The 23621-nt window shown below is 72.3% G+C and carries 19 protein-coding genes; 10 read left to right on the top strand and 9 right to left on the bottom strand.

Going from position 1 to position 23621, the window contains the following annotated elements:
* Window positions 1-78 precede the first annotated feature (78 nt).
* Window positions 79-246 (top strand): hypothetical protein, encoded by a 168-nt coding sequence (locus ACIBO2_RS50615; protein ID WP_358540784.1) that lies wholly within the window; start codon window positions 79-81, stop codon window positions 244-246.
* A 47-nt stretch (window positions 247-293) separates the two neighbouring features.
* On the opposite strand, the gene ACIBO2_RS50610 is transcribed toward ACIBO2_RS50615, so the two are convergent.
* From ACIBO2_RS50610 to ACIBO2_RS50600, 3 genes are all read right to left on the bottom strand, one after another.
* Complete coding sequence (locus tag ACIBO2_RS50610; protein WP_397304683.1) at window positions 294-1712, bottom strand: RNB domain-containing ribonuclease; 1419 nt, start codon at window positions 1710-1712, stop codon at window positions 294-296.
* A 79-nt stretch (window positions 1713-1791) separates the two neighbouring features.
* Window positions 1792-2688, bottom strand: coding sequence for a 5'-3' exonuclease (locus tag ACIBO2_RS50605; RefSeq protein WP_358541411.1), 897 nt, complete (start codon window positions 2686-2688; stop codon window positions 1792-1794).
* A gap of 68 nt (window positions 2689-2756) precedes the next feature.
* On the bottom strand, window positions 2757-4004 hold the full coding sequence (locus ACIBO2_RS50600) for a SpoIIE family protein phosphatase (protein ID WP_358540789.1): 1248 nt from the start codon (window positions 4002-4004) through the stop codon (window positions 2757-2759).
* A gap of 144 nt (window positions 4005-4148) precedes the next feature.
* Here ACIBO2_RS50600 and ACIBO2_RS50595 point away from each other — a divergent pair, with 144 nt between their 5' ends.
* Window positions 4149-5258 carry a Xaa-Pro peptidase family protein gene (locus ACIBO2_RS50595; RefSeq protein WP_358540791.1) on the top strand — a complete coding sequence of 370 codons (1110 nt, stop codon included), beginning with the start codon at window positions 4149-4151 and terminating at the stop codon, window positions 5256-5258.
* A gap of 47 nt (window positions 5259-5305) precedes the next feature.
* Here ACIBO2_RS50595 and ACIBO2_RS50590 read toward each other — a convergent pair whose 3' ends face one another.
* The 3 genes from ACIBO2_RS50590 to ACIBO2_RS50580 all read right to left on the bottom strand — a co-directional run bounded on the left by ACIBO2_RS50590 (window position 5306) and on the right by ACIBO2_RS50580 (window position 7594).
* Complete coding sequence (locus ACIBO2_RS50590; RefSeq protein WP_397304682.1) at window positions 5306-6109, bottom strand: alpha/beta fold hydrolase; 804 nt, start codon at window positions 6107-6109, stop codon at window positions 5306-5308.
* Between the two features lie 11 nt (window positions 6110-6120).
* Window positions 6121-6513 carry a VOC family protein gene (locus tag ACIBO2_RS50585; protein ID WP_358540795.1) on the bottom strand — a complete coding sequence of 131 codons (393 nt, stop codon included), beginning with the start codon at window positions 6511-6513 and terminating at the stop codon, window positions 6121-6123.
* A gap of 112 nt (window positions 6514-6625) precedes the next feature.
* Window positions 6626-7594, bottom strand: a complete 969-nt coding sequence (locus ACIBO2_RS50580) for a helix-turn-helix domain-containing protein (protein WP_397304681.1) — start codon at window positions 7592-7594, stop codon at window positions 6626-6628.
* Between the two features lie 279 nt (window positions 7595-7873).
* On the opposite strand from ACIBO2_RS50580, the gene ACIBO2_RS50575 reads away from it, so the two are divergent.
* On the top strand, window positions 7874-10888 hold the full coding sequence (locus ACIBO2_RS50575) for an AAA family ATPase (protein WP_397304680.1): 3015 nt from the start codon (window positions 7874-7876) through the stop codon (window positions 10886-10888).
* Window positions 10889-11105: 217 nt separating this feature from the next.
* Here ACIBO2_RS50575 and ACIBO2_RS50570 read toward each other — a convergent pair whose 3' ends face one another.
* The 3 genes from ACIBO2_RS50570 to ACIBO2_RS50560 all read right to left on the bottom strand — a co-directional run bounded on the left by ACIBO2_RS50570 (window position 11106) and on the right by ACIBO2_RS50560 (window position 13630).
* The gene (locus ACIBO2_RS50570; protein WP_358540801.1) at window positions 11106-11609 is read right to left on the bottom strand and encodes a hypothetical protein; all 504 of its coding nucleotides are present in this window, start codon (window positions 11607-11609) and stop codon (window positions 11106-11108) included.
* A 5-nt stretch (window positions 11610-11614) separates the two neighbouring features.
* On the bottom strand, window positions 11615-12196 hold the full coding sequence (locus ACIBO2_RS50565) for a sigma-70 family RNA polymerase sigma factor (RefSeq protein ID WP_358540804.1): 582 nt from the start codon (window positions 12194-12196) through the stop codon (window positions 11615-11617).
* Between the two features lie 75 nt (window positions 12197-12271).
* On the bottom strand, window positions 12272-13630 hold the full coding sequence (locus ACIBO2_RS50560) for a S8/S53 family peptidase (protein ID WP_358540806.1): 1359 nt from the start codon (window positions 13628-13630) through the stop codon (window positions 12272-12274).
* 115 nt (window positions 13631-13745) lie between these two features.
* Here ACIBO2_RS50560 and ACIBO2_RS50555 point away from each other — a divergent pair, with 115 nt between their 5' ends.
* The 7 genes from ACIBO2_RS50555 (at window position 13746) to ACIBO2_RS50525 (ending at window position 23617) form a co-directional block, all read left to right on the top strand.
* Window positions 13746-16970 carry a CHAT domain-containing protein gene (locus ACIBO2_RS50555; RefSeq protein ID WP_397304679.1) on the top strand — a complete coding sequence of 1075 codons (3225 nt, stop codon included), beginning with the start codon at window positions 13746-13748 and terminating at the stop codon, window positions 16968-16970.
* Window positions 16971-17253: 283 nt separating this feature from the next.
* Window positions 17254-18090, top strand: coding sequence for a terpene synthase family protein (locus tag ACIBO2_RS50550; RefSeq protein WP_358540810.1), 837 nt, complete (start codon window positions 17254-17256; stop codon window positions 18088-18090).
* A gap of 284 nt (window positions 18091-18374) precedes the next feature.
* Window positions 18375-18968 carry an ATP/GTP-binding protein gene (locus tag ACIBO2_RS50545; RefSeq protein WP_358540813.1) on the top strand — a complete coding sequence of 198 codons (594 nt, stop codon included), beginning with the start codon at window positions 18375-18377 and terminating at the stop codon, window positions 18966-18968.
* Between the two features lie 23 nt (window positions 18969-18991).
* Window positions 18992-19474, top strand: a complete 483-nt coding sequence (locus ACIBO2_RS50540; RefSeq protein ID WP_358540815.1) for an Lrp/AsnC family transcriptional regulator — start codon at window positions 18992-18994, stop codon at window positions 19472-19474.
* A 140-nt stretch (window positions 19475-19614) separates the two neighbouring features.
* Window positions 19615-20499: an IclR family transcriptional regulator gene (locus ACIBO2_RS50535; RefSeq protein ID WP_397304678.1), complete on the top strand. Its 885-nt coding sequence runs from the start codon at window positions 19615-19617 to the stop codon at window positions 20497-20499.
* 80 nt (window positions 20500-20579) lie between these two features.
* Complete coding sequence (gene glpK, locus ACIBO2_RS50530; RefSeq protein ID WP_397304677.1) at window positions 20580-22055, top strand: glycerol kinase GlpK; 1476 nt, start codon at window positions 20580-20582, stop codon at window positions 22053-22055.
* Entirely contained in the window at window positions 22052-23617 is a 1566-nt protein-coding gene (locus ACIBO2_RS50525; protein ID WP_357649596.1) for a glycerol-3-phosphate dehydrogenase/oxidase, read from the top strand. Before glpK ends, ACIBO2_RS50525 begins: the two co-directional genes overlap by 4 nt.
* The last annotated feature ends 4 nt before the right edge of the window (window positions 23618-23621 follow it).

Genomic DNA, 23621 nt, shown 5'->3' with positions numbered 1-23621 from the left:
CACCATGAGGTCAGTTTCCGGGCGATTCGGTATGGAAATGCCCAGGTCGAAGCGGGTTTCGACAAGCCGGAGGTCGCCATGTTCGCTCTCATCGCCGCGGTGCTGTTCCTGCTCGCGCTGATCTTCGAGATCGCCAACGTGGCCGTGGGCGGCGTGCTCACGGCCACCACCCTCAGCACCGCCGGGCTGCTCTGCGTCGCGCTACACCTCATGGGGGTGGGGGCGGCCTGGAAGCCTTTCAAGTAGCCCGGAACTCATGGAGCCGCGTGCGGGGTCTCCCGTGCGCGGCTCAGTCACGCGAGGGCGAAGCGGACCTCGCGGGTGGCCGGGTCGGCCTGGGTCAGGCGTACCGAGACCTGCTCGCCCAGGGGGAGCGGGCCGTCGCAGCGGGCGATAACCGCCGGGTCGGCGATCTGGACCTGGCCGCTCTCGCGGCGTTCGTCGACGTCGATCACCATCGCGTCGAACGCCTGGCCCACGCGGTCGCGCAGCAGGAACGCCTCCACCAGGTCCACGCAGGCGCGCTCCACCGTGCCCGCGCGGCGGCCGGTCCCGGACATGATCTCCGGCAGGCCCGTCAGCGCCTCCGTCACGTCCTGCGGCACCGGCTCGCCCGCGGCGATCGCCAGGCAGACCTCCGTCGCGTAGCGGTCGACCAGGCGCCGCAGCGGCGCCGTGACGTGCGCGTACGGCGCGGCCACCGCGGCGTGCTCGGCCAGCTTCGGCGGCTCGCCGTTGAAGGCCACGTAGCCGGCGCCGCGCAGCAGCACCCTCGACTCGTGCAGGAACGCCGCCTGCTGCGGGTTCTTCGGATCCAGGTCGTGGACCACGTCGCCGTAGGAGGCGCCGCCGGGCCACGGGACGCCCAGCGCGTCGGCCACCCGGCGTACCTTGTCCAGGTCGCCGGAGCGCGGCGCCGGTAGCACGCGCAGCACGCCGATCTCCGCGTCGAGCATCATCGAGGCCGCCGCCATGCCGGTGAGCAGGGAGATCTGCGCGTTCCACGCCTCGGCGGGCAGCGGCAGCCGGTATTCGAGGCGGTAGCCGTCGCTGTCGGGCACCACCTCCTGCTCCGGGGTGGGCAGGGTGACGCCGCCGCGCTCGCGTTCGAGCTCCAGCCGCAGCCTGCCGATCTCGGCCAGCAGACCGAGCGCGCCGCCCGCGGTGTCGGTGTCGATGGCCGCCTGCACGTAGGCGTAGTCGAGCCGCTCGCGGCTGCGTACCAGGGCTCGTTGTACGTCGGCGCCGACCGTGCGGCCCTCCGCGTCCAGGTCGATCCGCCACACCGCGGCCGGGCGGGTCACGCCGGGCAGCAGGCTGGCCGCGTCCTCCGACAGCACCTTCGGGTGCAGCGGCACCTTGCTCGTGGGCAGGTAGACGGTCTCGCCCCGGGTGCGCGCCTCGGCGTCGATCGCGCCGCCCGGCCGTACGAACGCGCCGACGTCGGCGATCGCGTACCAGACGCGGTAGCCGCCGCGCAGCCGCTCCAGGTGGACGGCCTGGTCGAGGTCCATCGAGCCGAGCGGGTCGATGGTGACGAACGGCAGCTCCGTCATGTCCTTGCCGCCGAACCTGGGCACCGACGCCACCCAGTCGGCCTCGTCCAGCACGGCTCTCGGGAACTCGCCGGGCAGCCGCTGCTCCCGCCGGATCCGCTCGAACCCGTCGTCTAGGCGGGCGGGGACGTCGCTGGGTACCCGGATGTTCGTCACAAGAGCAACCTATCGTCACAAGCTCCTCGGCCTGCTCCGCAGGAACTCCTCGGCGTGGCCGTGGTGGCCTGACGCGCGGTCATGCCTGGCCGAGTGTCTCCAGCAGGCGGTTGAGCGGGCTGTCGAGGCCGTACTGGTCGGCCAGCCGTACGAGGGAGTCGGGGTCGCGGGGCTTCTGCGGGAGCGTCAGGTCGGCCTCGGGCAGTGGCGCGTCCGAGGCGACCGCCACCACGGCGGGGGCGACCCGCAGGTAGTCGCGGGCGGCGGCCAGCTTGGTGCGGCTGCCCGCCGGGAAGCCGTCCGTGGCGCCCGCGTCGAGGGCATCGAGCAGCGCGCCGAGCGAGCCGAACCGGGTGATGAGCGCGGCCGCCGTCTTCTCGCCGACGCCCGCCACGCCCGGCAGGCCATCGCTCGGGTCGCCGCGCAGGGTCGCGAAGTCGGCATAGGTACGGCCGGGAATGCCGTACTTGTCCGTCACAAATGCCTCGTCGACCGTCTGCAGGTTGCGGATGCCCCGCACGGTGTAGAGGACGCGCACCGGTCGGGCGTCGTCGACCAGCTGGAACAGGTCGCGGTCGCCCGTCACGATGTCGACCGCCCCGCCGGCGCGGTGGGTCAGCGTGCCGATCACGTCGTCGGCCTCGTAGCCGGGCGCCTCCAGCCGGGCGATGCCGAGCGCGTCGAGCACCTGCTCGATGACCGCGATCTGCGGCACCAGCGCGTCAGGCACCTCCTCGACGTCGCCGTGGGCGACCCGGTGCGCCTTGTACGTCGGGATGGCGGCCACCCGGAAGGCGGGGCGCCAGTCGGCGTCCATCGTGGCGACCAGCTCGGTGGGGGAGTGGTGGCGCACCAGGGTGGCGATCATGTCGATGAGGCCGCGCACCGCGTTCACCGGTGAGCCGTCGGGCGCGGTGATCGACTCCGGGATGCCGTAGAAGGCGCGGAAGTACAGCGACGGGGTGTCGAGAAGCATCAGCACCCGCCTATGGTCGCACCTCCGCAGGTCGGCCGCCCACTCTCAGCCCGGACTCCCGGCTCCGCTCAGCTCTCGCCCAGCCCTCCGCCCAGCCCCACCGCGAGGAGGCAGGCGTCGTCCTCCGGGTTCGGGCCGCCGATGCCGGCCAGTAGCCGGTCCAGCCCGGCGTCCAGGTCGCGGCCCGGCAGCTCGCAGGCGGCCGCCGTGGCCAGCGCCAGGCCCTCGTCGATGTCGCGGGTGCGCCGCTCCACCAGCCCGTCCGTGAACAGCAGCAGTACGTCGCCGTCGCGCAGCCGCGTGGTGGCCAGGCCGTACGGCTGGTCGGTGGCGCCGAGCAGGACGCCCTTCGGCTGGCCCAGCGGGCCCGCCACGCCGTCGCGGACCAGGATCGGCGCCAGGTTGCCCGCCTGGCTCCAGGTGAAGACCCGGCTCGCGGTGTCGAGGTGGCCGATCACCGCGGTCGCCGTGGTCTCGTGCAGCCGGTGCATGACCAGCTCGTTCAGCCAGGCCAGCAGCCGGTTCGGTGGCTCGCCGGTCATCGTCAGGCCGATGAGGGCGTGGCGGAGCTGCGCCATGTGCGCGATGGCGGGCAGGCCGTGGCCCGAGACGTCGCCGATCGCCAGCAGCACCCGGCCGTCGGGCAGCGCGGCGGCCTCGAACCAGTCGCCGCCCAGGTTCGAGGTCTTCTCGGCCGGTACGTAACGGACCGCGATCCGGGTGCACAGCAGATCGAGGCAGCCGACCGGCTCGGGCAGGATCGCCTCGCGCAGCGCCAGCATCACGTGGCGCTCCTCGGCCGCCTTCTCGCGGGCCTCCAGCAACTGGCGGCGCGACTCCGACATGATGCGCTCGGCGCGGCGGCGGCCGGTGATGTCCTGGACCACGCCGTGCACGCCCTCAGGCCCGCCGGGCGCCATCAGCGGCTCCAGCACGACGCGTATGTTGCGCAGCTCGCCGCCCCGCCGGATGCGGAACTCCGCCTGCACCGGCTCCACGCCCTGCACGACGCTCCACAGGAGCTGGTCGAGCGCGCCCAGGTCGCCGGGCTCGACGTGCGCCGCCAGGTCGGGCAGGCGGATCGGACCGTCCTCCCGGTCCCGCCCGAAGATCAGGTAGACGTGGTCGGACCAGGTGGCCGTCCCGGTGTGGAGGTTCCATTCGGCCCAGCCCATGTTGCCGAGGCGTTCGGCGTGCGCCAGGCGTACGGCGAGTATCTCGGCGTCGCGCTCGGCCGCGGGCGGCTCCGCGAGCTGCCGGACCACGTCGGCCGCACTCATCGGGCGGCGCTGGTGGCTACCCCAGACGTCGACCATGAGCCTCTCTCTCGGAACGCGGGTGGAAGGGGACAATTGACACCACATTACGTGACCGTTCGTGGGCGGAGTGTAGCCATGGCTTCCCGCGTTGTGAGAGCTTTTCGCGGATTTTAGGAGGAGCGGTCCGAGTAGATTGTGCCTGTGACGTCCTCAGACTTGTATCCCGTGTCCCGGCTGGCCGCCGTCCAGGAGGCCACCGCGAAGTCCGGCCTCGACGCCGTTTTGCTCACCCCGGGCCCCGACCTGCGCTACGTGAGCGGCTACGACGCCAAGTCGACCGAACGGCTGACCTGCCTGGTGGTTCCCGCCGCCGGCGAGCCCTACATGATGGTGCCCCGGCTCGAACTGCCCGCCGCGCAGGCCTCGCCCGCCTCCCGGCTCGGCCTGGACTTCGTGGCGTGGGACGAGACCGACGACCCCTACCGCGTCGCCGCCGCGCGGCTCGGCCGGGTGGCCAAGGTGGGGCTGGCCGACCGGATGTGGGCGATGGCGTCGCTGCGCTTCCGCGAGGTCATGCCGGAGGCCGAGCAGGTGCTGGCCGGGAGCGTGCTGCGCGAGCTGCGGATGCGCAAGTCCCCGGCCGAGGTGGCGGCGCTGCGCGAGGCGGGGGAGGCGATCGACTCGGTGCACCGGCGGGTGCCGGAGTTCCTGCGGGCCGGGCGCACCGAGCGTGAGGTCGGCCGGGACATCGCCGAGGCGATCTTGGCCGCCGGGCACGAGACGGTCGACTTCGTCATCGTCGCCTCGGGCCCCAACGGCGCCAGCCCGCACCACGAGGTGTCGGACCGGGTCATCCAGACGGGCGAGCCGGTCGTGGTGGACATCGGCGGGCAGTTCCACAGCGGCTACTGCTCCGACTCCACCCGCACGTACTCCGTCGGCGCCCCGCCGGCCGAGTTCGCCGAGTACTACGAGGTGCTGCGCCGCGCCCAGGACGCCGCCTGCGCCGCCGTACGGCCGGGAGTGCCGTGCGAGTCGATCGACGCGGCGGCCCGCGACCTGATCGCCGAGGCGGGCTACGGCGACTACTTCATCCACCGCACCGGGCACGGGATCGGCGTGGAGACGCACGAGGAGCCGTACATCGTGTCCGGCAACGCCGAGCCGATGGAGCCGGGCTTCGCCTTCTCCGTCGAGCCGGGCATCTACCTGCCCGGCCGGCATGGGGCGCGCATCGAGGACATCGTGGTGTGCACCGAGACCGGGGGAGAGCGGCTGAACGTCACCTCCCGCGAACTGGTGATCGTCTGACGGTCCCGTGACGTCCGCTCACCGGCCCGGTGAGCGGACGTCACTTTTCAGGCGATGGTGAAGAATTCCAGCAGTTCCGGGGCGAGAGACTCAGGGGCCACGTTGTGGGTCTGGCCCTCGAGGATTCTGTGGACCGTACGGGGCACGGTCTCGGCGACCGCTCTTCCCGCCTCGGCCATCCACCGAGGGCTGTCCCCACCCGTCAGTACGAGCACCGGTTGCGCGATCGAGGCCAGAACCTCGGCGGGCAGGGCGTTCCCCGGCCCCAGGACGGCGGCCTCGTACGCCAAGGTGTGGGCGATCTCCTCCAGCCGCGGCCAGGAGGGCTGGACACGCATCGCGGCCACCGCCTCGACGGGGACCTCGGCGGCCACGACCATGAACAGCTCGATCGCCTCCGCGCGCCGACCCCGCTTGACCAGGTCTTCCAGCTGAGACGCGAAGTCGTACGGCAGGCTCGGCGCGCTGTCGTCGACGTGGTACGGCGGCTCCCACACGGCGAGTTTCGCGATGGCCAGCTTCGGAGCGGCGGCCAGCGCCAGAGCGGCACCCGAGGAGCCGCCGAACACCATGGCCGGCCCGCCCGCCGTCTCGATGAGGGCGGCCAGATCCTCGATCTCACGCTCGACGGCATAGGGCTGGGTGTCGCCGCTTTCGCCACGTCCGCGACGGTCGTAGTTGAACACGGTGAACCACGACCCCAGCGCCTCGGCCACACCGCGCAGAGCGGGGTGAGTCCGATCGGTGAACGCGCCGTGGACCAGGATGACGGCCGGTCCGGTCCCGGACCGGCCGAAGACGATCGGCGTGCCGTCGGCCGAGGTGACCTTGCCGGTCACGGGATGGCTCATGGCAGGGCCCCTCAGCCCTCAGGGGTCGCCAGGCACAGAGCAGCCCAGTGGTGACCGTCGAGGTCGGCGAAGCCCCGCTGGTAGCGGCCCGCGACGTTCAGCGGCTCACCGACGGCGGTCGCACCCGCCGCCAGCGCCTTGTCGACCATCTCGTCGACCTGCGCGGGGTTGTCGAGGCCCAGAACCATGATCACCTGTGTGCTCTTGGTCGGGTCGGCGACCTCCGTCCTGGCGTAGGAGGCGAACGTCGGCTCCGTCAGGAGCATGACCTGGGTCTGCTCACTGATCACCACGGACGCCATGTCATCGGTCGCCCCGAAGAAGGGGAAGCCGAGCTCGCCGAAGAACGTCTTCGACCGGTCCAGGTCCTTGACCGGCAGATTGACGAACAGAGTGGTGGACATCGCTGGGTCCTTTCCTCAGCACCGCGTCTTGCGAACAACTTCAGTCTGCTGATCAGGAGCCCGCGCCGCTTGCACCCTGGCGCCGTCCGATTGACTTTCCGTGCCAGGGCTTTCAGCCACCCTGTGTGAGGCACGTGCGGCGATACTCGGCGGGCGGCAGCCCGTACGTGTGCCGGAACAAGCGGCTGAAGTGGGCCGAGTCAGGCAGCCCCCATCTGGCCGCGATCACGCTCACCGAGGTGTCCCGGAGGGCGGTGTCGGCCAGGTCCTTGCGGCACCGCTCAAGCCGCCGATGCCTGATCCAGGCGGCCACCGTGGTGTCCCGCGTCTCGAACAGCCGGTGCAGCTGCCGCACGGACACATGGTGCGCGGCCGCGATGGTGGCGGGGTCGAGGTCGGGCTCGCCCAGGTGCTGTTCGATGAAGGTGTGGACGCGTAGCAGCAGCGTTCGTGATCGCGACTCCACCGGCAGCGTGTCGTTCTGGTCGGCGCGTTCGGCGACGGCCGTGGTGACCAAATCCGTCACCACGGTGGACAGCCGCGCCGCGCTGGCCGGCTGATAGGTCTCCAGTTCAAGCGCCACCCTGCGCAGCAGCGGTGCGGCGAGGGCACCCGTTCCGCCGTCCGTGGTGATCGGAACGGCCGTGAGCTTCGCGATGGAATCGACGGGCAGAGCCAGCATCTCCCGGGAAAAACTGAACACCGCCAGATGCACCGCCGAGTCATAGGCCAGCTCGTACGGCCGCGCGAAGTCGTAGATCGCGAACTCGCCGCGCCGAAGCTGCGCCTCCCGGCCGTCCTGCGCCAGAAGCGGCCGGCCCGACATGGCCAGCACCACCCGATAGAGCTCGGGGCTGTCGCGGCGGATCATGCCAGGCGTCCGGTGAACGCTGTGCGGCGTCGAGGTCTGGACGACGCCGACACCCACCGGACCGAGCTGACCCGCGTCGATCGCGCCGCGCAGCGGCACGTTCGGATCCATCCGCATGTCGAGGGGGCCGAGCGTGTCACAGACGATGCTCCGCCACTCCTCGTATCTGCGCGCGGCCGGCACGTCACGGGTACGAATCAGGACAGCCATCCCCACCGCCCTCTCCGTCGGCCAAACCCCGCCAATGCTAATGATGCCTTTCGGCGGCGGACAAAGCTGACTGGTGCGCACATCGGGCGACCGGAAAGCGGTTACCGCCACTTCGCTGCGGGTTTGCGATGAAAAGAGGTGTATCAGAAGTCTCCGCGCGTGCTCTGGGAAGTCGAGGGGCGACGGAGGGGAGAGGGGATGTTCGTCGGGAGAGCATTCGTGGGGAGAGCTTTCGCGGGAAGAGCTTTCGTGGGGAGAGCTTTCGTGGGAAGAGCTTTCGTGGGGAGAGCAACGGAGCTCGCCCTGGTGCGCGGGGAATTGCGTGCCGCGAGCAAGGGCGCCGTGCGGCGGATGGTCATAGAGGGGCCCGAGGGTATCGGGAAGACGGCGCTGCTCCGCCAGGTACTCGGTGGAGAGGCGAACGTGCGGGTGCTGGCGGCAAGCGGGGACGAGGCAGAGCGGCACCTGCGGTACGGGATCGTCCGCCAGCTCGCCGACCAGCCGTGGTCCGTCCTGGACGGCACCGGGCCGGCGAGCACAGGAGCCGGTGGGTCCGGACCGGGCGGGACCGGCCTGGCGAGCACAGGATCGACAGAGACCGGACCAAGGGGGGCCGGATCGAGGGGGATCGGGCTGGGGAAGGCCGGACTGCGGGAGAGCGGATTACGGGAGGCCGGACTGCGGGGGATCGGGCTACCGGGGACCGGGCTGAGGAGCGCCAGGCTGAGGCGGAGCGGCTTGGCGGGTGCGGCGACCAGGAGTGGGGCGACCAGGAGTGCGGCGACGAGGGGCGCGGCGGCGCGGGACCTGTGGTCCGTGGGGGAGGCGCTGTACGAGCTGGTCGGGCGTCTGCAGGCCGACGGGCCCGTAGTCGTGCTCGTGGACGACGCCCAGTGGGCCGACAGGGCGTCACTGCGGGCGCTCGGCTACCTGCTGCGCCGCCTGCGCACCGGCCGCGTCCTCGTGGTCGTCAGCTGTCGCGGCACCGCCGCCGCATGGCTGCCGGACGGATTGCGGCGGCTGCTGACCGGGGAGGGCGGGCTCCGTCTCGTCCTCGACGGCCTGTCCGCCGCCGACCTGGCCGGGCTGACCCCGGACCCGCTGACCGAGCGCACCGCCCGGCGGCTGCGTGAGCACACCTCGGGCAACCCGCTGTACGCCCGCGAGCTGCTCGCCACCGTCGCGCCGACGACGCTGGCCGACCCGGGCGCCCGGCTGCCCGCTCCCGACGCCTACGCCCGGCCGTTCACCCGCCGCCTGCGCGCGTGCGGTGCCGAGACGCGCGCGCTCGTCGCCGCCTGCGCCGTGTTCGGCGAGCCTCATCCCCTGCACGTGGTCGCCTCCGTGGCCGGGATCGTCGGCGACCCGCTGGCCGCGCTCGAGGAGGCGGTCGACGCCGGGCTGCTCGACGAGCGCCCAGGACGCTTCGTCGCCTTCCCCGACCCGCTCGCCGGGGCCACCGTCTACGGCTCGCTCGGCGCGGGCACCCGCGCACGTCTGCACCTGGCCGCCGCCCGGCTCGTCGAGCACACCGGTACGGCCCTGCGCCACCGCGCCGCCGCGGCCGGTGGACCGGACGAGCAACTTGCCGAGGAGCTGGCCAGGTACGCCGCCAAGGAGGCCCAGCACGGCCTCTGGCTCGACGCCGCCACCCATCTGGAGCTGGCCGCCGGGCTCTGCGAGTCCGCGGCCCGGCGCGACGAGCTGCGTACCGCGGCGCTGAGGCACCTGCTGCTGGGCGGCGACGCCGTCCGCGCCGCCGAGCTGGCCGCCGTGCCCAACGCCGATCCGCGGCCCGTGCGCCGCTACATCCTGGGCCGGCTCGCACTGGCCGCCGGCCGGCTCGACGAGGCCGCCGACCTGCTCGCCGCCGCGTGGCGGAACCGCTCACCCCGCTTGGCCGCCGACACGGCCGAGCAGCTGGCCTGGCTGCACCTGGTCAGGGGGAATCGCGCCGCCGCGGCGACCTGGGCCCGCCTGGCGGCCGAACAGCCGATCCAGAGCACGACCGGCCGGCCGTACGACGTGCTGGCTCTCAGTACGACGGGTCGGCCGTTCGACGCGCTGGCTCCGGGCATGAGCGGCCGACCGTATGACGTGCCAGCTGAGAGCACGAGCCATCGGCCGCACGGCGTCCTGGCCCCGAGCACGGCCGGCCAGTTCGACGTACCGGCCCTGGGCGCGGCCGGCCAGCCATTCGACGTACCGGTGTCGAGCACGGGTGCCCTCGGTGGCGGACCTGCGGCAGAGGGCATCCCGGCGGCCGTCGGGTTCCTGCGGGAGGGCGAGGCGGGCGCGGCGGTCAGCGTGCTGGTCAGGGCCGTCGCGGCGCGGGATGAGGTGGGGCTGCCGCACCACCGCCTGGTCGGCGGCGCGTTGCTGGCCGTGGCCGAGCACTGTGAGGGGCGCTGGGCGGACGCCGTGACCAGGGCGGAGCGGGCGCTGGCCGAGGCGGAGGGGCTCGGCCAGCGCTGGCTGCTGCCCACCCTGCACGTCGTCTGCGTCGCCCCGCTGGCCGCGCTCGGGGAGCACGAACGGGCCCTCGCCCACGCAACCGCCGCCAGGGCCATCGCGCGCTGCCAGCGCAACGTGATGGGCGAGAGCCAGGCGGACCTGGCGCTGGGCCTGCTCGGCGCCGGCGCCGGCGCCGGTGCGGGAGCCGGAGCCACGCCGGCGGGCGCCGACGACCCGTTCGTCCCCGACCATCGGCCGCAGCTGATCGAGACCCTGGTCGCGGAGGGACGCTTGGACGAGGCCGAGGCCGAGCTCGCCACCCTGCCCGGCGACGGCGCGCGGGCGCGGGCGCGGCGGGCTCGGCTCTCCGGGCTGCTCTTGGCGGCCAGGAACGTTCCAACGGAGGCCGAGGAGAGCTTCACCGCCGCCCTGAGCTTGCTGGAGGGCACCGGCTGCCCGCTGGAGGAGGCCCGCGTCCTGCTGGACCTGGGCCGGTTATTGCGGCGTACCGGAAGGCGCAGGGCGGCCGCCGCCCGCCTGCGAGCCGCCGAGGCCGTCTTCACCCGGCTGGGAGCCCGCCCACTCGTGGCCGGCTGCGCCCAGGAGCTGGAGGCGTGCGGCCTGGAACAGCAGGGCACCGTACGGCTGGGACTGACGCCTCAGGAGTACAGCACGGCCAGGCTCGTCTCCGACGGCCTGACCAACCGGCAGATCGCCCGGGAACTGCTGATCAGCGTCAAGACCGTCGAATATCACCTGGGCAAGATCTACACCAAGCTCGGCATCGGCTCCCGGGTCGCGCTCGCCGCCAAGCTGGCCACCCTGGAGGAGAGCGCCTGATGCCCCGGGCTGAGGGGATCACGACGCCGGAGGGAATCACGACGCCGGAGGGAATCACGACGCTTGACGGGATCACGACGCCAGAGGATCACGACGCCTGGGGAGGCCACGACGCCTGAGGGGATCGCGACGCCAGAGGATCGCGACGCCAGAGGAGGCCAAGACGCCGCGCCGGAGGAGGGGACCGGCGCGGCGTCGTACATCCGGTGATATGCGTTTATATGCGCGTCCATGAGGTGACGATCGGCGCGCCTCCGTCGGGCGTGACGCGAAGGCGGAGCGGGCCGCGGACCAGACCGTCGGCGGTGAAGCGGCCCAGCTCGTCGGAGCGTACGAGAAGCACCTCGTCGGGCCGCTGGAGGCCGATCTCCGCGGGCCCCTCCGGCGACAGCCGCCCCACCAGGCGGGCCGCGGAGACCTCCAGCTCCACCGCCACCCCGCCCGCCTCGAACGTGAGCAGCCGCGACTGCCCCGCGCCCCTGACGACCCTGGCCGAGGGCTCCTCGTCCCAGGAGTCGAAGGTGAGCGCGGCCAGCTCGGCGTCGAGCGTCCGCAGCGTGAACGCCTGCATGGCGTCCTCCAGCAACGCGGGAGGCACGGGGTCGAGCAGCTCGGCGATCTCCCGAAGCTCGCCCTCCAGCTCGCCTTCCGGATCGCCTTCCAGGTCGGCTTCCAGGTCGGCTTCCAGCTGGTCTTCCAGGTCGAAGCTCTCATCGTTCATTCAGCTCACCTGCGTATTCCGGTCACTCCGCGCTCCGCCACCAGCGTGCGGAGCCGCTGGAGGCAGCGGGCCCTGATCGGGCCGATGCTGCCCACCGCGATGCCCAATCCTGACGCGATCTCCTGATAGGTGGGGCGCGGAGAGGCGATCAGCAGCCGCAGCAGGCGGCGGCAGCGATCCGGCATCTCCTCGAAGGCGGCCCACACCACCAGCGCGCGCTCGGCCTCGGCGACGGCCTCCTCCGCCTCCAGCATCAAATGCTCGGGGGAGCGCTCGTCGATGTCCGCCCCCAGCAGCCCCATGTCGCTGATCGGCGTGGCCCGCCCGCTCGCGCGGATCACCCGCAGCGCCTCGTGCCGGGCCGTACTGGCCAGCCAGGCACCCACCTTGTCCGGGTCCCTGAGCCTGGTCAGGTTCTCCGCCAGCCGGAACCACGTCGTCTGGCAGACGTCCTGCGCGTCGGACGCGTTGACGAGATAGGCGCGCGCCACCGCCCACACCAGGCCGTTGTGGCGCTGGTAGAGCTCCTTCCAGGCACCGGAGTCCCCTTCCGCGGCTGCTCTGACGAGGGCTGCGGTCTCGTCCACGGCGGTCCTTCCCTGTCCTGGAACATCCTGGAGCATGATATTTCGTGAGACGCTCCAGAACAGGGAGTGGTTGAGTCATCGCAGAAAACCACTGAGATCGGGTATCGCCAGCTGTCCCGCGATGAGCTGCCCGGCCGCCTGCCGCGACGTCACCCCGGCCTCCGACATGCGCGCCGCGATGAGCCCGGCGATGAACGGCGTGGCGAACGACGTGCCGCTCCATTGCGCGATCCCGCTGAACTTGACCACGTCCCCCTCCGACAGCGGCGCGACGCAGGTGCAGCCCGGATACAGCGGGACGACCGGGTGGAAGCGGCAGGTGGTGTTGTGCGGGTAGTCGTACTCGTAGTCGCCCGAGGTGTAGGCGTTGATCAGGCGCTCGCCCGGCGCGTACACCGTCACCCAGTCGCCGTGATTGCTGAAGCACGCCCGGCCGAGCCCGTCCTCGCGCAGCGCGCCCACCGAAAGGATCACGTCGCCGGTGGCGTTCACCGCCTCCGCGGCGAACGCGGCCGGCCAGAACGGCACGGTGTCGCCGTCATTGCCGGCCGCGGCCACCAGCAGTGTCTCGGGGTGCGTGGCCAGCTCGTCGATGAAGTCGGTCAGGCCGAGCAGCGCCTGGGCGTCGTTCGTCCTGGTGCCCGCCGACAGTGACAGCACGTCGGGCCAGCCGTGGGTGTCGAGCGTCTGCAGCAGGAGCAGGCCCAGCTGGTCTTCCTCGACCGCGCCGCCGTACGGGAAGCCGTTGAGGACGCGTACGTCCGTACTGGGCGCCACGCAGCGCAGCACGCCCGCGATGAAGGTGCCATGGCCGACGTACGGCTTGATGAAACCGTCGGTGTCCACCTCTTCGGCCAGGGTGGTGACGTCGCCGTCGACCATCGGGATGTTCGGCTGGCCGGAACTCTGCGCCAGCCACTGGTGGTCGAGATAGTCGTGCACCAGCCCGGTGTCGATCACCGTGACGTGCGCGTTCTCACCCCTGTCGCGGCCCGCGATCGGCGGCTTGAGCGGCTCGCCGCTGGGCACCGGCTCGTCGCCCGGGCACAGGTTGACGCCCGAGACCGTGACGAAGTGGACCAGGGTGCCGGGGATCTTGGCCTGCCTGAGTACGGCGAGGACGCGGAAGACGTCCCGCGTTCCGATGGACAGCCGGCGTACCGTCACCCGCCGCGCGTCCTGGTCCGGCGGCCAGACCACGCGGACCGGCTCCGCCGACGGGAGACTCGCCTGAATGCCCTGGATGGCACGTTCCACGTCAGGCGCGCGTACCAGGACATGCTCGGCGAGATAGGCGAACTCCGGCAGAACATCGGAGTCCGGGGTCGCGCCCTGCGGCCCGGCCACCGCCACCCTGCCCGCCGGCAGCGAGTCGTTGAGGATCTCGAGCTGTTCCCAGAAACGCATGTCGCGTCCGTTGCGTGGTGTGCTCATCTTTCGGGACCTCCTCGATGGGTGACTGCGGGCCTGCCATGTATGAGTGGCGCACCCCCTTCCTGATACACGTGCCGCGTGGACGCTCGGATGACCCGCATCTACCATCGACTCCGTGTCTGGGGAAACGGCGAGGGATTCCCGGATTCCGGATGATCCGCACGATGTGCTGGCCATGGTGTTCGCGCGTCCGCGACAGGCCATGACGGCCGCCACCGCCATGCTCGCCGACGGCCGCGGGCCGTACGAGAGCTCGATAGCGCGTCAGGCGATCGGCATCCTGCGCCGCGAGTTCGGCGACCTCGACGCGGCGATCCGCGAGCTGCGGCAGGCGGTACGGCTGGCACGGCGCTCCGGCTCGGCCGACCGCGAGGCCGACGTACTGGCCACGCTCGGCATCGCGCTCCTCCAGCACGGCCGCACCAGGCCCGGCCTGTCCGCACTCGACACGGCCGCCGCCCTCTCCCACGGCACCACCCGGGCGCGGGTACTGTTCCGGCGGGCCGGCGCCCGCTGGATCCTCGGCCGGCACGGTGAGGCGCTCGACGACCTCGAGATCGCCGCCCCGGCGCTGCTCGGCGCGGGCGACACCGTCTGGGCGGCCCGCGCGCTCACCCTGCGCGGGCACGTCCGGCTCGCGCGCGGCTCGGTAGCCCTGGCGGAGGAGGACTTCCGGGTCGCGCAGCGGATGTTCGCGACCACCAGCCAGGAACACGACTCGGTCGTCGCCGTCCAGAACCGCGGCGTCGTCGCCTTCCGCGCGGGTGACCTGCCGCTCGCGCTGGACCTCCTCGACGAGGCCGACCGGGGCTTCCGGGCGCTCGGCACGCCCATGTTCGACCTGGCCGCCGACCGGTGCGCGGTGCTGCTGGCCGCCGGGCTCGCGCGCGACGCCCTGGCGCAGGCCGACGCGGCGCTGCGGCACCTGGCCCGGCTGCGCGGGCAGGCGACCATGCGGGCCGAACTGCTGCTCCTGGCCGCCAGGGCGGCGCTGCTGTCCGGCGATCCGGGTACGGCCCGCGCGCGGGCGGGGGAGGCGCGCACCCTGTTCGCCGGGCAGCGGCGCGCCTGGTGGGCCGCGCACGCCCGGCTCATCCTGGTCCAGGCGGCCCTCGCGGAAGACACGGCCTTGGCCGGGGCCGAGACGCCTTCCGGCCCTGCGGCCGGGGGCGCGGTGCCTTCGGGGCCTGTAGTCGAGCGGGCGGTGTCTTCTGGTCCTGCGGTGGGTGGTGCGGTGCCCGCCAGGCCGCTGGCGGAGGCCAGGCGGGTGGCGGAGAGGAGACGGTTGGCGGAGGCGCGGCGGCTGGCCGTCAAGCTGGCGGAGCTCGGGTCGCCGGAGGTGTGGCAGGCGCACCTGCTCGCGGGCCGTACGGCGCTGGCGCTCGGCAGACGGCGGGCGGCCGATCAGCACCTGACGCAGGCGGCGCGGGCCCGCCACCGCGGCTCCGCGACGGCCAGGGCGGGCGGCTGGCTGGCCGAGGCGCTGCGCGCGGAGGCGGCCGACCGGCCCCGGCGGCTGCTGCACGCCTGCCGGGCCGGGCTGGCGCTGATCGAGGAGCACCGCCTCGCGTTCGGTTCGCCGGAGCTGCGGGCCCTGGCGACCGCCCACGGCGCCGAGCTGGTCACGCTCGCCCAGCGGCACTGGCTGCGCGCGGGGCGGCCCCGGCGGTTGCTCGACTGGACCGAACGATGGCGGGCGACCTCGCTGGCCGTGCCACCCGTACGGCCGCCCGACGACCACTGGCTGCTCGCCCAGCTCGCCGCGCTGCGCGAGACCGACCACCTGCTCGGCCGGGCACGGTCCGAGGGCGCCTCGTCGGCGGCCACCCTGGAACGCGACCGGGACCGGCTGGAGGCGCGGGTACGCGCCGCGACCCTGCGCGTGCGCGGCGCCGACGGCCGGGCTGACGGCCGGGCTGACGGCCGCGCTGACGGCCGCGCTGACGGCCGCGCTGACGGCCGCGCTGACGGCCGCGCTGACGACCGCGCTGACGACCGCGCTGACGGCCGTGACGACGGTTGCGCTGACGGCCGTGACGATGGCCCGGCCCCAGGCGGCGGGCGGCTCCTGATGGCGGTCGGCGGTGGAGAGCTGCTGGCGGCGATCGGTGGCGGCCGGTTGGTCGAGCTGGTGATCGTAGACGGTGTGTTGCACGCGCTGCTGTGCGGCGACGGGCGGGTACGCCGGTTCACGGTGGGATCGGCCGCGACGGCCGTCACGGAGATCGAGTTCGCCCGCTCGAGACTGCGACGGCTCGCCTACCAGAGCCGCACCAACCCACGCGAACTCGCCCGCCTCGGCGACCGCCTGGAACGCGCCCTCCTGGGCCCGGTAGCGGCCCGCCTGAGCGACGGACGCTCCGGCGGCGAACTGTCAGCCCTCGGGCGGTCGGATGGTCGGTCATCGGTCCTGGGGTGGCCGGATGGCGAACGGTCAGTCCTGGGGCGGTCTGATACTGAACGGTCAGTCCTTGGGCGGTCAGGCGGCAGACGGTCAGTCTTGGGACGGCCAGATGGCCAGTCGTCAGATCATGCGCGGTTGTCAGGCCATGGGCGGCCCGGTGGTGGATCGGCCTCTGCCGGGCCGCGAGCCTGTGAGCCGCTGGTCGTGGTGCCGCCGGCGACGTTGCACGGGGCGCCGTGGGGGTTGCTGCCCGCGTTGCGGCGTCGGGCCTTCAGCGTGGCGCCGTCGGCGGCGGCCTGGTTGCGCGCCAGGTCGGTCGTCCCGCCCGCTGACGGGGGCGTGGTGCTCGTACGCGGCCCCGGCGTGGCGAACGCCGACGGCGAGGTGCGCTCCATCGCCGAGCTGTACGCCGAAGCCGCTGACCCAGCCACCGGACCGGCCGCCGGGTCTGCCACTGTGTCCGCCGTCGGCTCCTCCACCGGGTCCGCCGGGCCGGTCACTGTGCTGGCCGATGGTTCGGCGACGGCTCATGGGGTGCTGGGGGCCATCGATGGGTGTCATCTCGCGCATCTGGCGGCGCACGGGACGTTCCGGGCCGACAGCCCCTCCTTCTCCTCGCTGCTGCTGGACGACGGCCCCCTCACCGTGTCCGACCTCGAACGGCTTCGCCGCGCCCCCTACCGGCTCGTGCTGTCGAGCTGCGACTCCGGGCAGGTGGCCGCGGTGGGGGCCGACGAGGTGCTCGGGCCGGCCACCGCGCTGCTCCACCTCGGTACGGCCGGCATCGTCGCGAGTGTCGTCCCGGTGAACGACGCGGCGGCCGTGCCCGTCATGGTGGCTCTGCACGACGGTCTACGGCGCGGGCTCGGCCTGGCGGAGGCGCTCAGCGAGGCCCGCGGCGACGACGTCTCGTTCATCGCGATCGGGGCGGGTTGAGGCCCGGACTGAGGGACGGGTCGAGGGGGACCGAGGAGCGGGCCCACAAGTGGCGGAAAGGATGGCTGACAGAGCGGCCCGAACGGTGGATGCTGAACACGGTGGATGACATGGGGGTGACAGTGCGCGGTGACTGTGGGGGGTGATGCGGCCGTGTCCCTGCCTTGATCAAATGTGGGTGATCATGTGAAAATTCGCCAGTAGCGGCAGAAATGCCGGTTTGGGGGGTCGTCGCCCATGATCCGCATGCCGATCGAGCGGCTCTAGGATGCCGGACGACGAGTTGAACGAAGCGTACGAGCTGGGCATGGCGTGCGCGCTCGCCGCGGAGTGCGGCCGGGATCTACGTCGTTGCGCCCAGATGTACGGTGGGCTGTTCCCACGGGCGGCCTTCGACGCCGACTTCTACACCGCGCTGGCGCTGACCGGCGCCTTCAGCGCCCCCTGGGCCACGTCCGAAGCGCTCAAGATCGTCAACCGGACGTCGCTCTGGGTGTCAGCCGTCGACCGCCTGGTGGACCACACGACGACGACGCGGTCCCAGGTGGAGGCCCTGATTCGCGACTGTCTGGCCGTGGCCGACGGCGCGGCGCCACGGGCCGCGGTCACCCGCTTCCTGGCCGACCTGCGCGACGAGCTGGCGACGGTCAAGGACTTCGAGGACCTGCACCCGCTCTGGCGCGACCAGCTGGCCGGCATGTTCGACGCGATGGCCAGGGCGTGGGTGTGGCGCGACACCCGGGCCGTCCCCACCTTCGCCCGCTACCTGGACAACGCCGACAGCCGGGGGTCCTGCTTCGTGGACCTGTCGCACTGGATCTACGCCGGCGACGAGTGGGCCAGGCGTCATCTGGAGGAACTGCGGGCCGTCAGCGCGCACGTGCAGCGCTATCTGCACCTGCTGGGCGACCTCGCCTCCTATCGCAAGGACGTCAGCTGGGGCGGCCTGAACGTGCTGATGCTCGGCGTCAGCCGTACCGAGGTCACGGACGCGATGGGGGAGCTGGCGCGCGAGGCGCTGGAATTGCTCAAGCCGGTACGCGAACGCAGTCCGCGCACGGCCGCCTACCTGCGGCGACAGATTGGATTCAACGCCGGTTTGTACAGTATTTCCGGCTAGGCCCTCTGAAGCCGTTACGGTCCCGCAACCTCCCATGACAGGGGCCTTTACCCTTGGGTGAACGGGGTGCGAATAACTGGTCTAGACACGACAAACCGTGACATATTGATTCCTGAGGATGATTGTGGCTTGAGTGGAATATGTGGCGTTGCTAGGGTGTCTCGATGCCAGGCACGTGGCTCGACCTTTTCTCTGCGCCTTGACAGGTTCCACTGACCACGGCTCCTCAGGGCGGATTTGTGCATGCGCGGCACGGCCGCGGAGGGATGTACAGGCGGTGCTGGATGGACTTCGGTCGCTCTGATCGATGGCGGTTGCCGACCGCGATCAAGATTCTGATCGCGGGCGGGTTCGGCGTGGGCAAGACCACCATGGTGGGCGCGGTCTCCGAGACCCGTCCCCTGCGTACGGAGGAAGCGCTCACGCATATCGGCGTGGACATCGACGACCTGTCGGGCGTCGAGGCCAAGCCGACCACCACCGTGGCGATGGACTTCGGCCGGATCACGATCCGCGACGACTACATGCTGTACCTGTTCGGCACGCCCGGCCAGGAACGCTTCTGGTTCGTCTGGGACGAACTGGCGATGGGCGCGCTCGGGGCGGTGGTGCTGGCCGACACGCGCCGGCTGGCCGACTCCTTCCCGGCCATCGACTACTTCGAGCGGCGCGGGCAGCCGTTCGTGGTGGCGCTCAACTGCTTCGACGGCGCGCGACCCTTTACAGTCGGCGAGGTGCGGTCGGCGCTCGGCCTCGAACCGGAGATCCCCATCGTGCTCTGCGACGCCCGCAGGAAGGACTCCGGCCGGGAAGTGCTCATCACGCTGGTCGAGCACGCCATGCGCCAGGGAGCCACCCCGGTCGGGACCATGTCGTGACCATCACCGGCTACCTTTGACCGATGGAGGAGATCGACCGCCAGATCGTCACGCTGCTCGCCAGGGACGGCCGGATGAGCTTCACCGATCTGGCCAGGGAGACCGGGCTCTCGGTCTCGGCGGTGCACCAGCGGGTGCGCCGGCTGGAGAAGCGCGGAGTCGTGCGCGGCTATGCCGCGATCATCGACTATGACGCGATCGGGCTGCCGATGACCGCGTTCGTGTCCATCAAGCCGATCGACCCCGCCGCCCCCGACGACGCGCCCGAGCGGCTGGCCCACCTGGCCGAGATCGAGGCGTGCCACAGCGTGGCGGGCGATGAGAGCTACATCCTCAAGGTGCGCGTCGCCACGCCGCTGGCGCTGGAGGAGCTGTTGCAGCACATCCGCGCGTCGGCGAACGTCTCCACGCGCACCACCGTCGTGCTGAGCACCCCCTACGAGCACCGGCCGCCCGAAGTGGCGGGCGACGGCGCCGATGGGCCGACGCCCGCTCCCTCTGCCTGACGACGGGCCGGCGCCGACTCCAGCTCCCCCTGCCTGACGACGACCCCGCCCCGGATGTGCTCGCCCTGTCCGGCGACGGGCCACCGCCGTAGCGTGGCGAGATCTGTTCGGCATTACCGAACTGCGCTACGGTGTGGGGCGTGGGAGAGACCATCCAGTCCGTCGAACGGGCCGCCGGCATTCTGAGGCTGCTCGCCTCCGGCCCGCGCGAGCTGGGCGTGGCCGAGCTGGCCCGCGCGATGGGCCTGCCCAAAGGCACTCTGCACGGCATCCTGCGCACGCTCGTCCATGTCGGCTTCGTCGAGCAGGACGAAGCAACGGGCCGTTACCGGCTCGGCGGCACGCTGCTGCACCTGGGCAGCAGCTACCTCGACGTCAACGTGCTGCGCACCCGCTCGCTCAACTGGGCCGACGCGCTGGCCGGGCGCAGCAGGGAGAGCGTGTGGATCGGCACCGCGCACGAGGGCGGCGTCCTGGTGGTCCACCATGTGTTCAGGCCCGACGACAGCATGCAGGTCCTGCAGGTCGGCACGCTGCTGCCCGCGCACGCGACCGCGCTGGGCAAGGTCCTCCTGGCGTACGACCCGTACGGCGACGCGGACGCGGCATTCCACGCGCCGTCGGCCCCAGAACCGGAGGCATCGCCCGCTACGGCGTCCACCACAGCGCCGCCCGGCACAACGCTTGGCACGCCGTCAGCCACAGCGCCCGGCGCGGCGGCAGGCGGCGAGCCCGTCGTCGAGGGGTTGGCCGCCTTCACGCCCAGGACCCTCACCCGCGCCGACGACCTGGCCAAGGAGCTGGAGCTGGTGCGCGGCCGTGGATGGGCCTGCGACGTGGAGGAGCTGGTCGAGGGCGAGGTCTCCATAGCCGCTCCCATCCGGGACGCGCGCGGCGTCACCGTCGGTGCCATCGGCGTCAGAGGCGCGGTCGAGCGGCTGGCCGAAGGCGGCGAGCCGAGCATCACGATCGTCTCCTACGTCCGCGACGCCGCCCGCGCCATCACCCGCGACCTGAGCCGGTGACGTGTTGACACGCCCGCCCAGACCGCAGCTAGGATTTGGCAACCGTTCGGTAATGCCGAACACGTCGAAGTGAGGAAGCCGTGCCTGGACCGCATTACGTCGCCGCCATCGACCAGGGCACCACGTCGAGCAGGTGCATGGTGTTCGACCAGGCCGGCCGGATCGTCTCGGTGGCGCAGCGGGAGCACCGGCAGATCTTCCCCCGGCCCGGCTGGGTCGAGCACGACGCCGCCGAGATCTGGGAGGCCGTCCAGGGCGTGGTGGCCGAGGCCGTCACCGGCAGCGGCATCGACTTCGGCCAGCTCGTGGCCCTCGGCATCACCAACCAGCGCGAGACCACCGTCCTGTGGGACCGCGACACCGGGCGGCCCGTGGCCAACGCGATCGTCTGGCAGGACACCCGTACCGACGCCCTGGTCCGGTCCCTGTCCGAGTACGAGCAGCTCTTTCGCGAGCGGGCCGGGCTGCCGCTGGCCACCTACTTCGCCGGGCCGAAGATCCGGTGGCTGCTCGACGAGACCCCCGGGCTGCGGGAGCGGGCCGAGCGCGGCGACGTGCTGTTCGGCACCGTCGACAGCTGGCTGATCTGGCGGCTCACCGGTCGCCACGTCACCGACGTCACCAACGCCAGCCGTACGATGCTGATGAACCTCCGCACCCTCAGCTGGGACGACGAGCTGCTCGCCGCGCTCGGCGTGCCGCGCGCGATGCTGCCGGAGATCCGCCCCTCCGCCGAGGTCTACGGCACCACCGGCGACGGCGTGCCGGTGGCGGCGGCGCTGGGGGACCAGCAGGCGGCGCTGTTCGGCCAGACGTGCTTCGGGCCGGGCGAGACCAAGAGCACCTACGGCTCCGGCAGCTTCCTGCTGATGAACACCGGCACCGAGCCCGTCGCCTCCAAGCACGGGCTGCTCACCACCGTCGGCTACCAGATCGGCGACGCCCCCGCCACGTACGCGCTGGAGGGCTCGATCGCCGTCACCGGCTCGCTCGTGCAGTGGCTGCGCGACAACCTCGGCCTGATCTCCAGCGCCGCCGAGATCGAGACCCTCGCGGGCACCGTCGAGGACAACGGCGGCTGCTACTTCGTCCCGGCGTTCTCCGGCCTGTTCGCCCCGCACTGGCGCTCCGACGCGCGCGGGGTCATCGCCGGGCTGACCGGGTTCGTCACCAAGGGGCACATCGCGCGGGCCGTGCTGGAGGCGACCGCCTGGCAGACGCGCGAAGTGGTCGACGCGATGAACGCCGACGCCGGGCTCGCGCTCACCTCACTGCGCGCCGACGGCGGCATGACCGCCAACAACCTGCTCATGCAGATCCTGGCCGATGTGCTCGCGGTGCCGGTCGTACGCCCGATGGTGTCGGAGACCACCTGCCTGGGCGCCGCCTACGCGGCCGGGCTGGCCACCGGCTACTGGCCCGATACCGACAGCCTGCGGGCCAACTGGCACAAGGCGGCCGAATGGCGGCCGAAGATCGGCCAGGACGTCCGCGACCGCGAATACCGCAACTGGCGCAAGGCCATCGACCGAAGCCTCGACTGGAGCACGCCATGACCACGACCGCCTCCCGCGCCGAGACCCGCGAGGAGCTGTCCAGGGGCACCTACGACCTGCTGGTCATCGGCGGCGGCATCCTCGGGACCTCCGTCACCTGGATGGCCGCCCAGGCGGGCCTGCGGGTCGCCATGGTCGACGGCGGCGACTTCGCCGGGGCCACCTCCAGCGCCTCCTCCAAACTCGTCCACGGCGGCCTGCGCTACCTGCAGACGGGCAACGTCAAACTGGTCGCCGAGAACCACCGCGAACGCCGGGCGCTGGCCGGCGACATCGCCCCCCACCTGGTCAAGCCGCTCTCCTTCGTGGTGCCGGTCTACCGGGGCGGCCCGCACGGCGCCGCCAAGCTGGGCGCGGGGGTGTTCCTCTACTCGGCGCTGTCGGTGTTCGGCGACGGGCTCGGCCGGGTCATCACCCCGCACCAGGCGCTGGCCAGGGTGCCCGCGCTCCGCTCCGAAGGGCTGCGCGCCGCCGCCGTCTACGGCGACCATCAGATGAACGACAGCCGCGTCGCGGTGATGACCGTGCGCGCGGCCGTCGACGCGGGCGCGGTCGTGCTCAACCACGCCGAGGTCGTCGGCCTGCGCGAGAGCGGCGGCACGGTCTCGGGGGCGGAGCTGCGCGACCGGCTCGACGGTACGGAGTTCGGCGTCGGGGCGGGCCTCGTACTGAACGCCACCGGCCCGTGGGTGGACCACCTGCGGCGCATGGAGGACCCCGGCGCCGCGCCGAGCATCCGCCTGTCGAAGGGCGCCCACCTGGTCATGCGCCGCCACGAGCCGTGGAAGGCGGCCCTGACCACCCCGATCGACAAATACCGGGTGTCCTTCGCCATCCCGTGGGAGGACCACCTGCTGCTCGGCACCACCGACGAGGCCTACGAGGGCGACCCGGCCGACGTGCGCGCCACCGACGCCGACGTGGCCCAGATCCTCGACGAGGCCGGGCACGCCGTACGCGAGTCGCAACTGCGGCGCGAGGACATCACCTACGCCTTCGCCGGGCTGCGGGTGCTGCCGGGCGGCCCCGGCGGCGTGTCGTCGGCCAAGCGGGAGACGGTGCTCAGCCGGGGCAAGGGCGGCATGCTGTCGGTGGCGGGCGGCAAGTGGACCACCTACCGGCACATCGGCAAGCTCGTCCTCGACATGCTCGCCCACCTGCCGGGTCACCCGCTCGGCGACGACCTCGCGGCCATCCTGCCCGCCATGCCGCTGCCCGGCCTGGCCAGCCCGGACGCGGTCGCGATGCGCCTGTGGACCGACCGCGAGCCGGGCACCCGGATGGACCCGCTGGTGGCCCGCCACCTCGCCTCCCACTACGGCTCGATCGCCTTCGACCTGGCCAGGCTCATCCGCGACACGCCCGCGCTGGGCGAGCGGATCCATCCGGACGGGCCGGACATCTGGGCGCAGGCTGTCTACGCGCGCGACCACGAGTGGGCGGCGACGGTCGACGACGTCGTACGGCGCCGCACCACCCTCACGGTCCGCGGCCTCGACACCCCGGAGGTCCGCACCCGTGTCGAGACGCTCCTCACGGGCGGCCCGGTTCCCGCGTCCTGACCAT

Source organism: Nonomuraea sp. NPDC050022, from assembly GCF_044460705.1.
GTDB lineage: Bacteria > Actinomycetota > Actinomycetes > Streptosporangiales > Streptosporangiaceae > Nonomuraea.
This window is presented reverse-complemented; position numbering and strand designations above follow the sequence as displayed.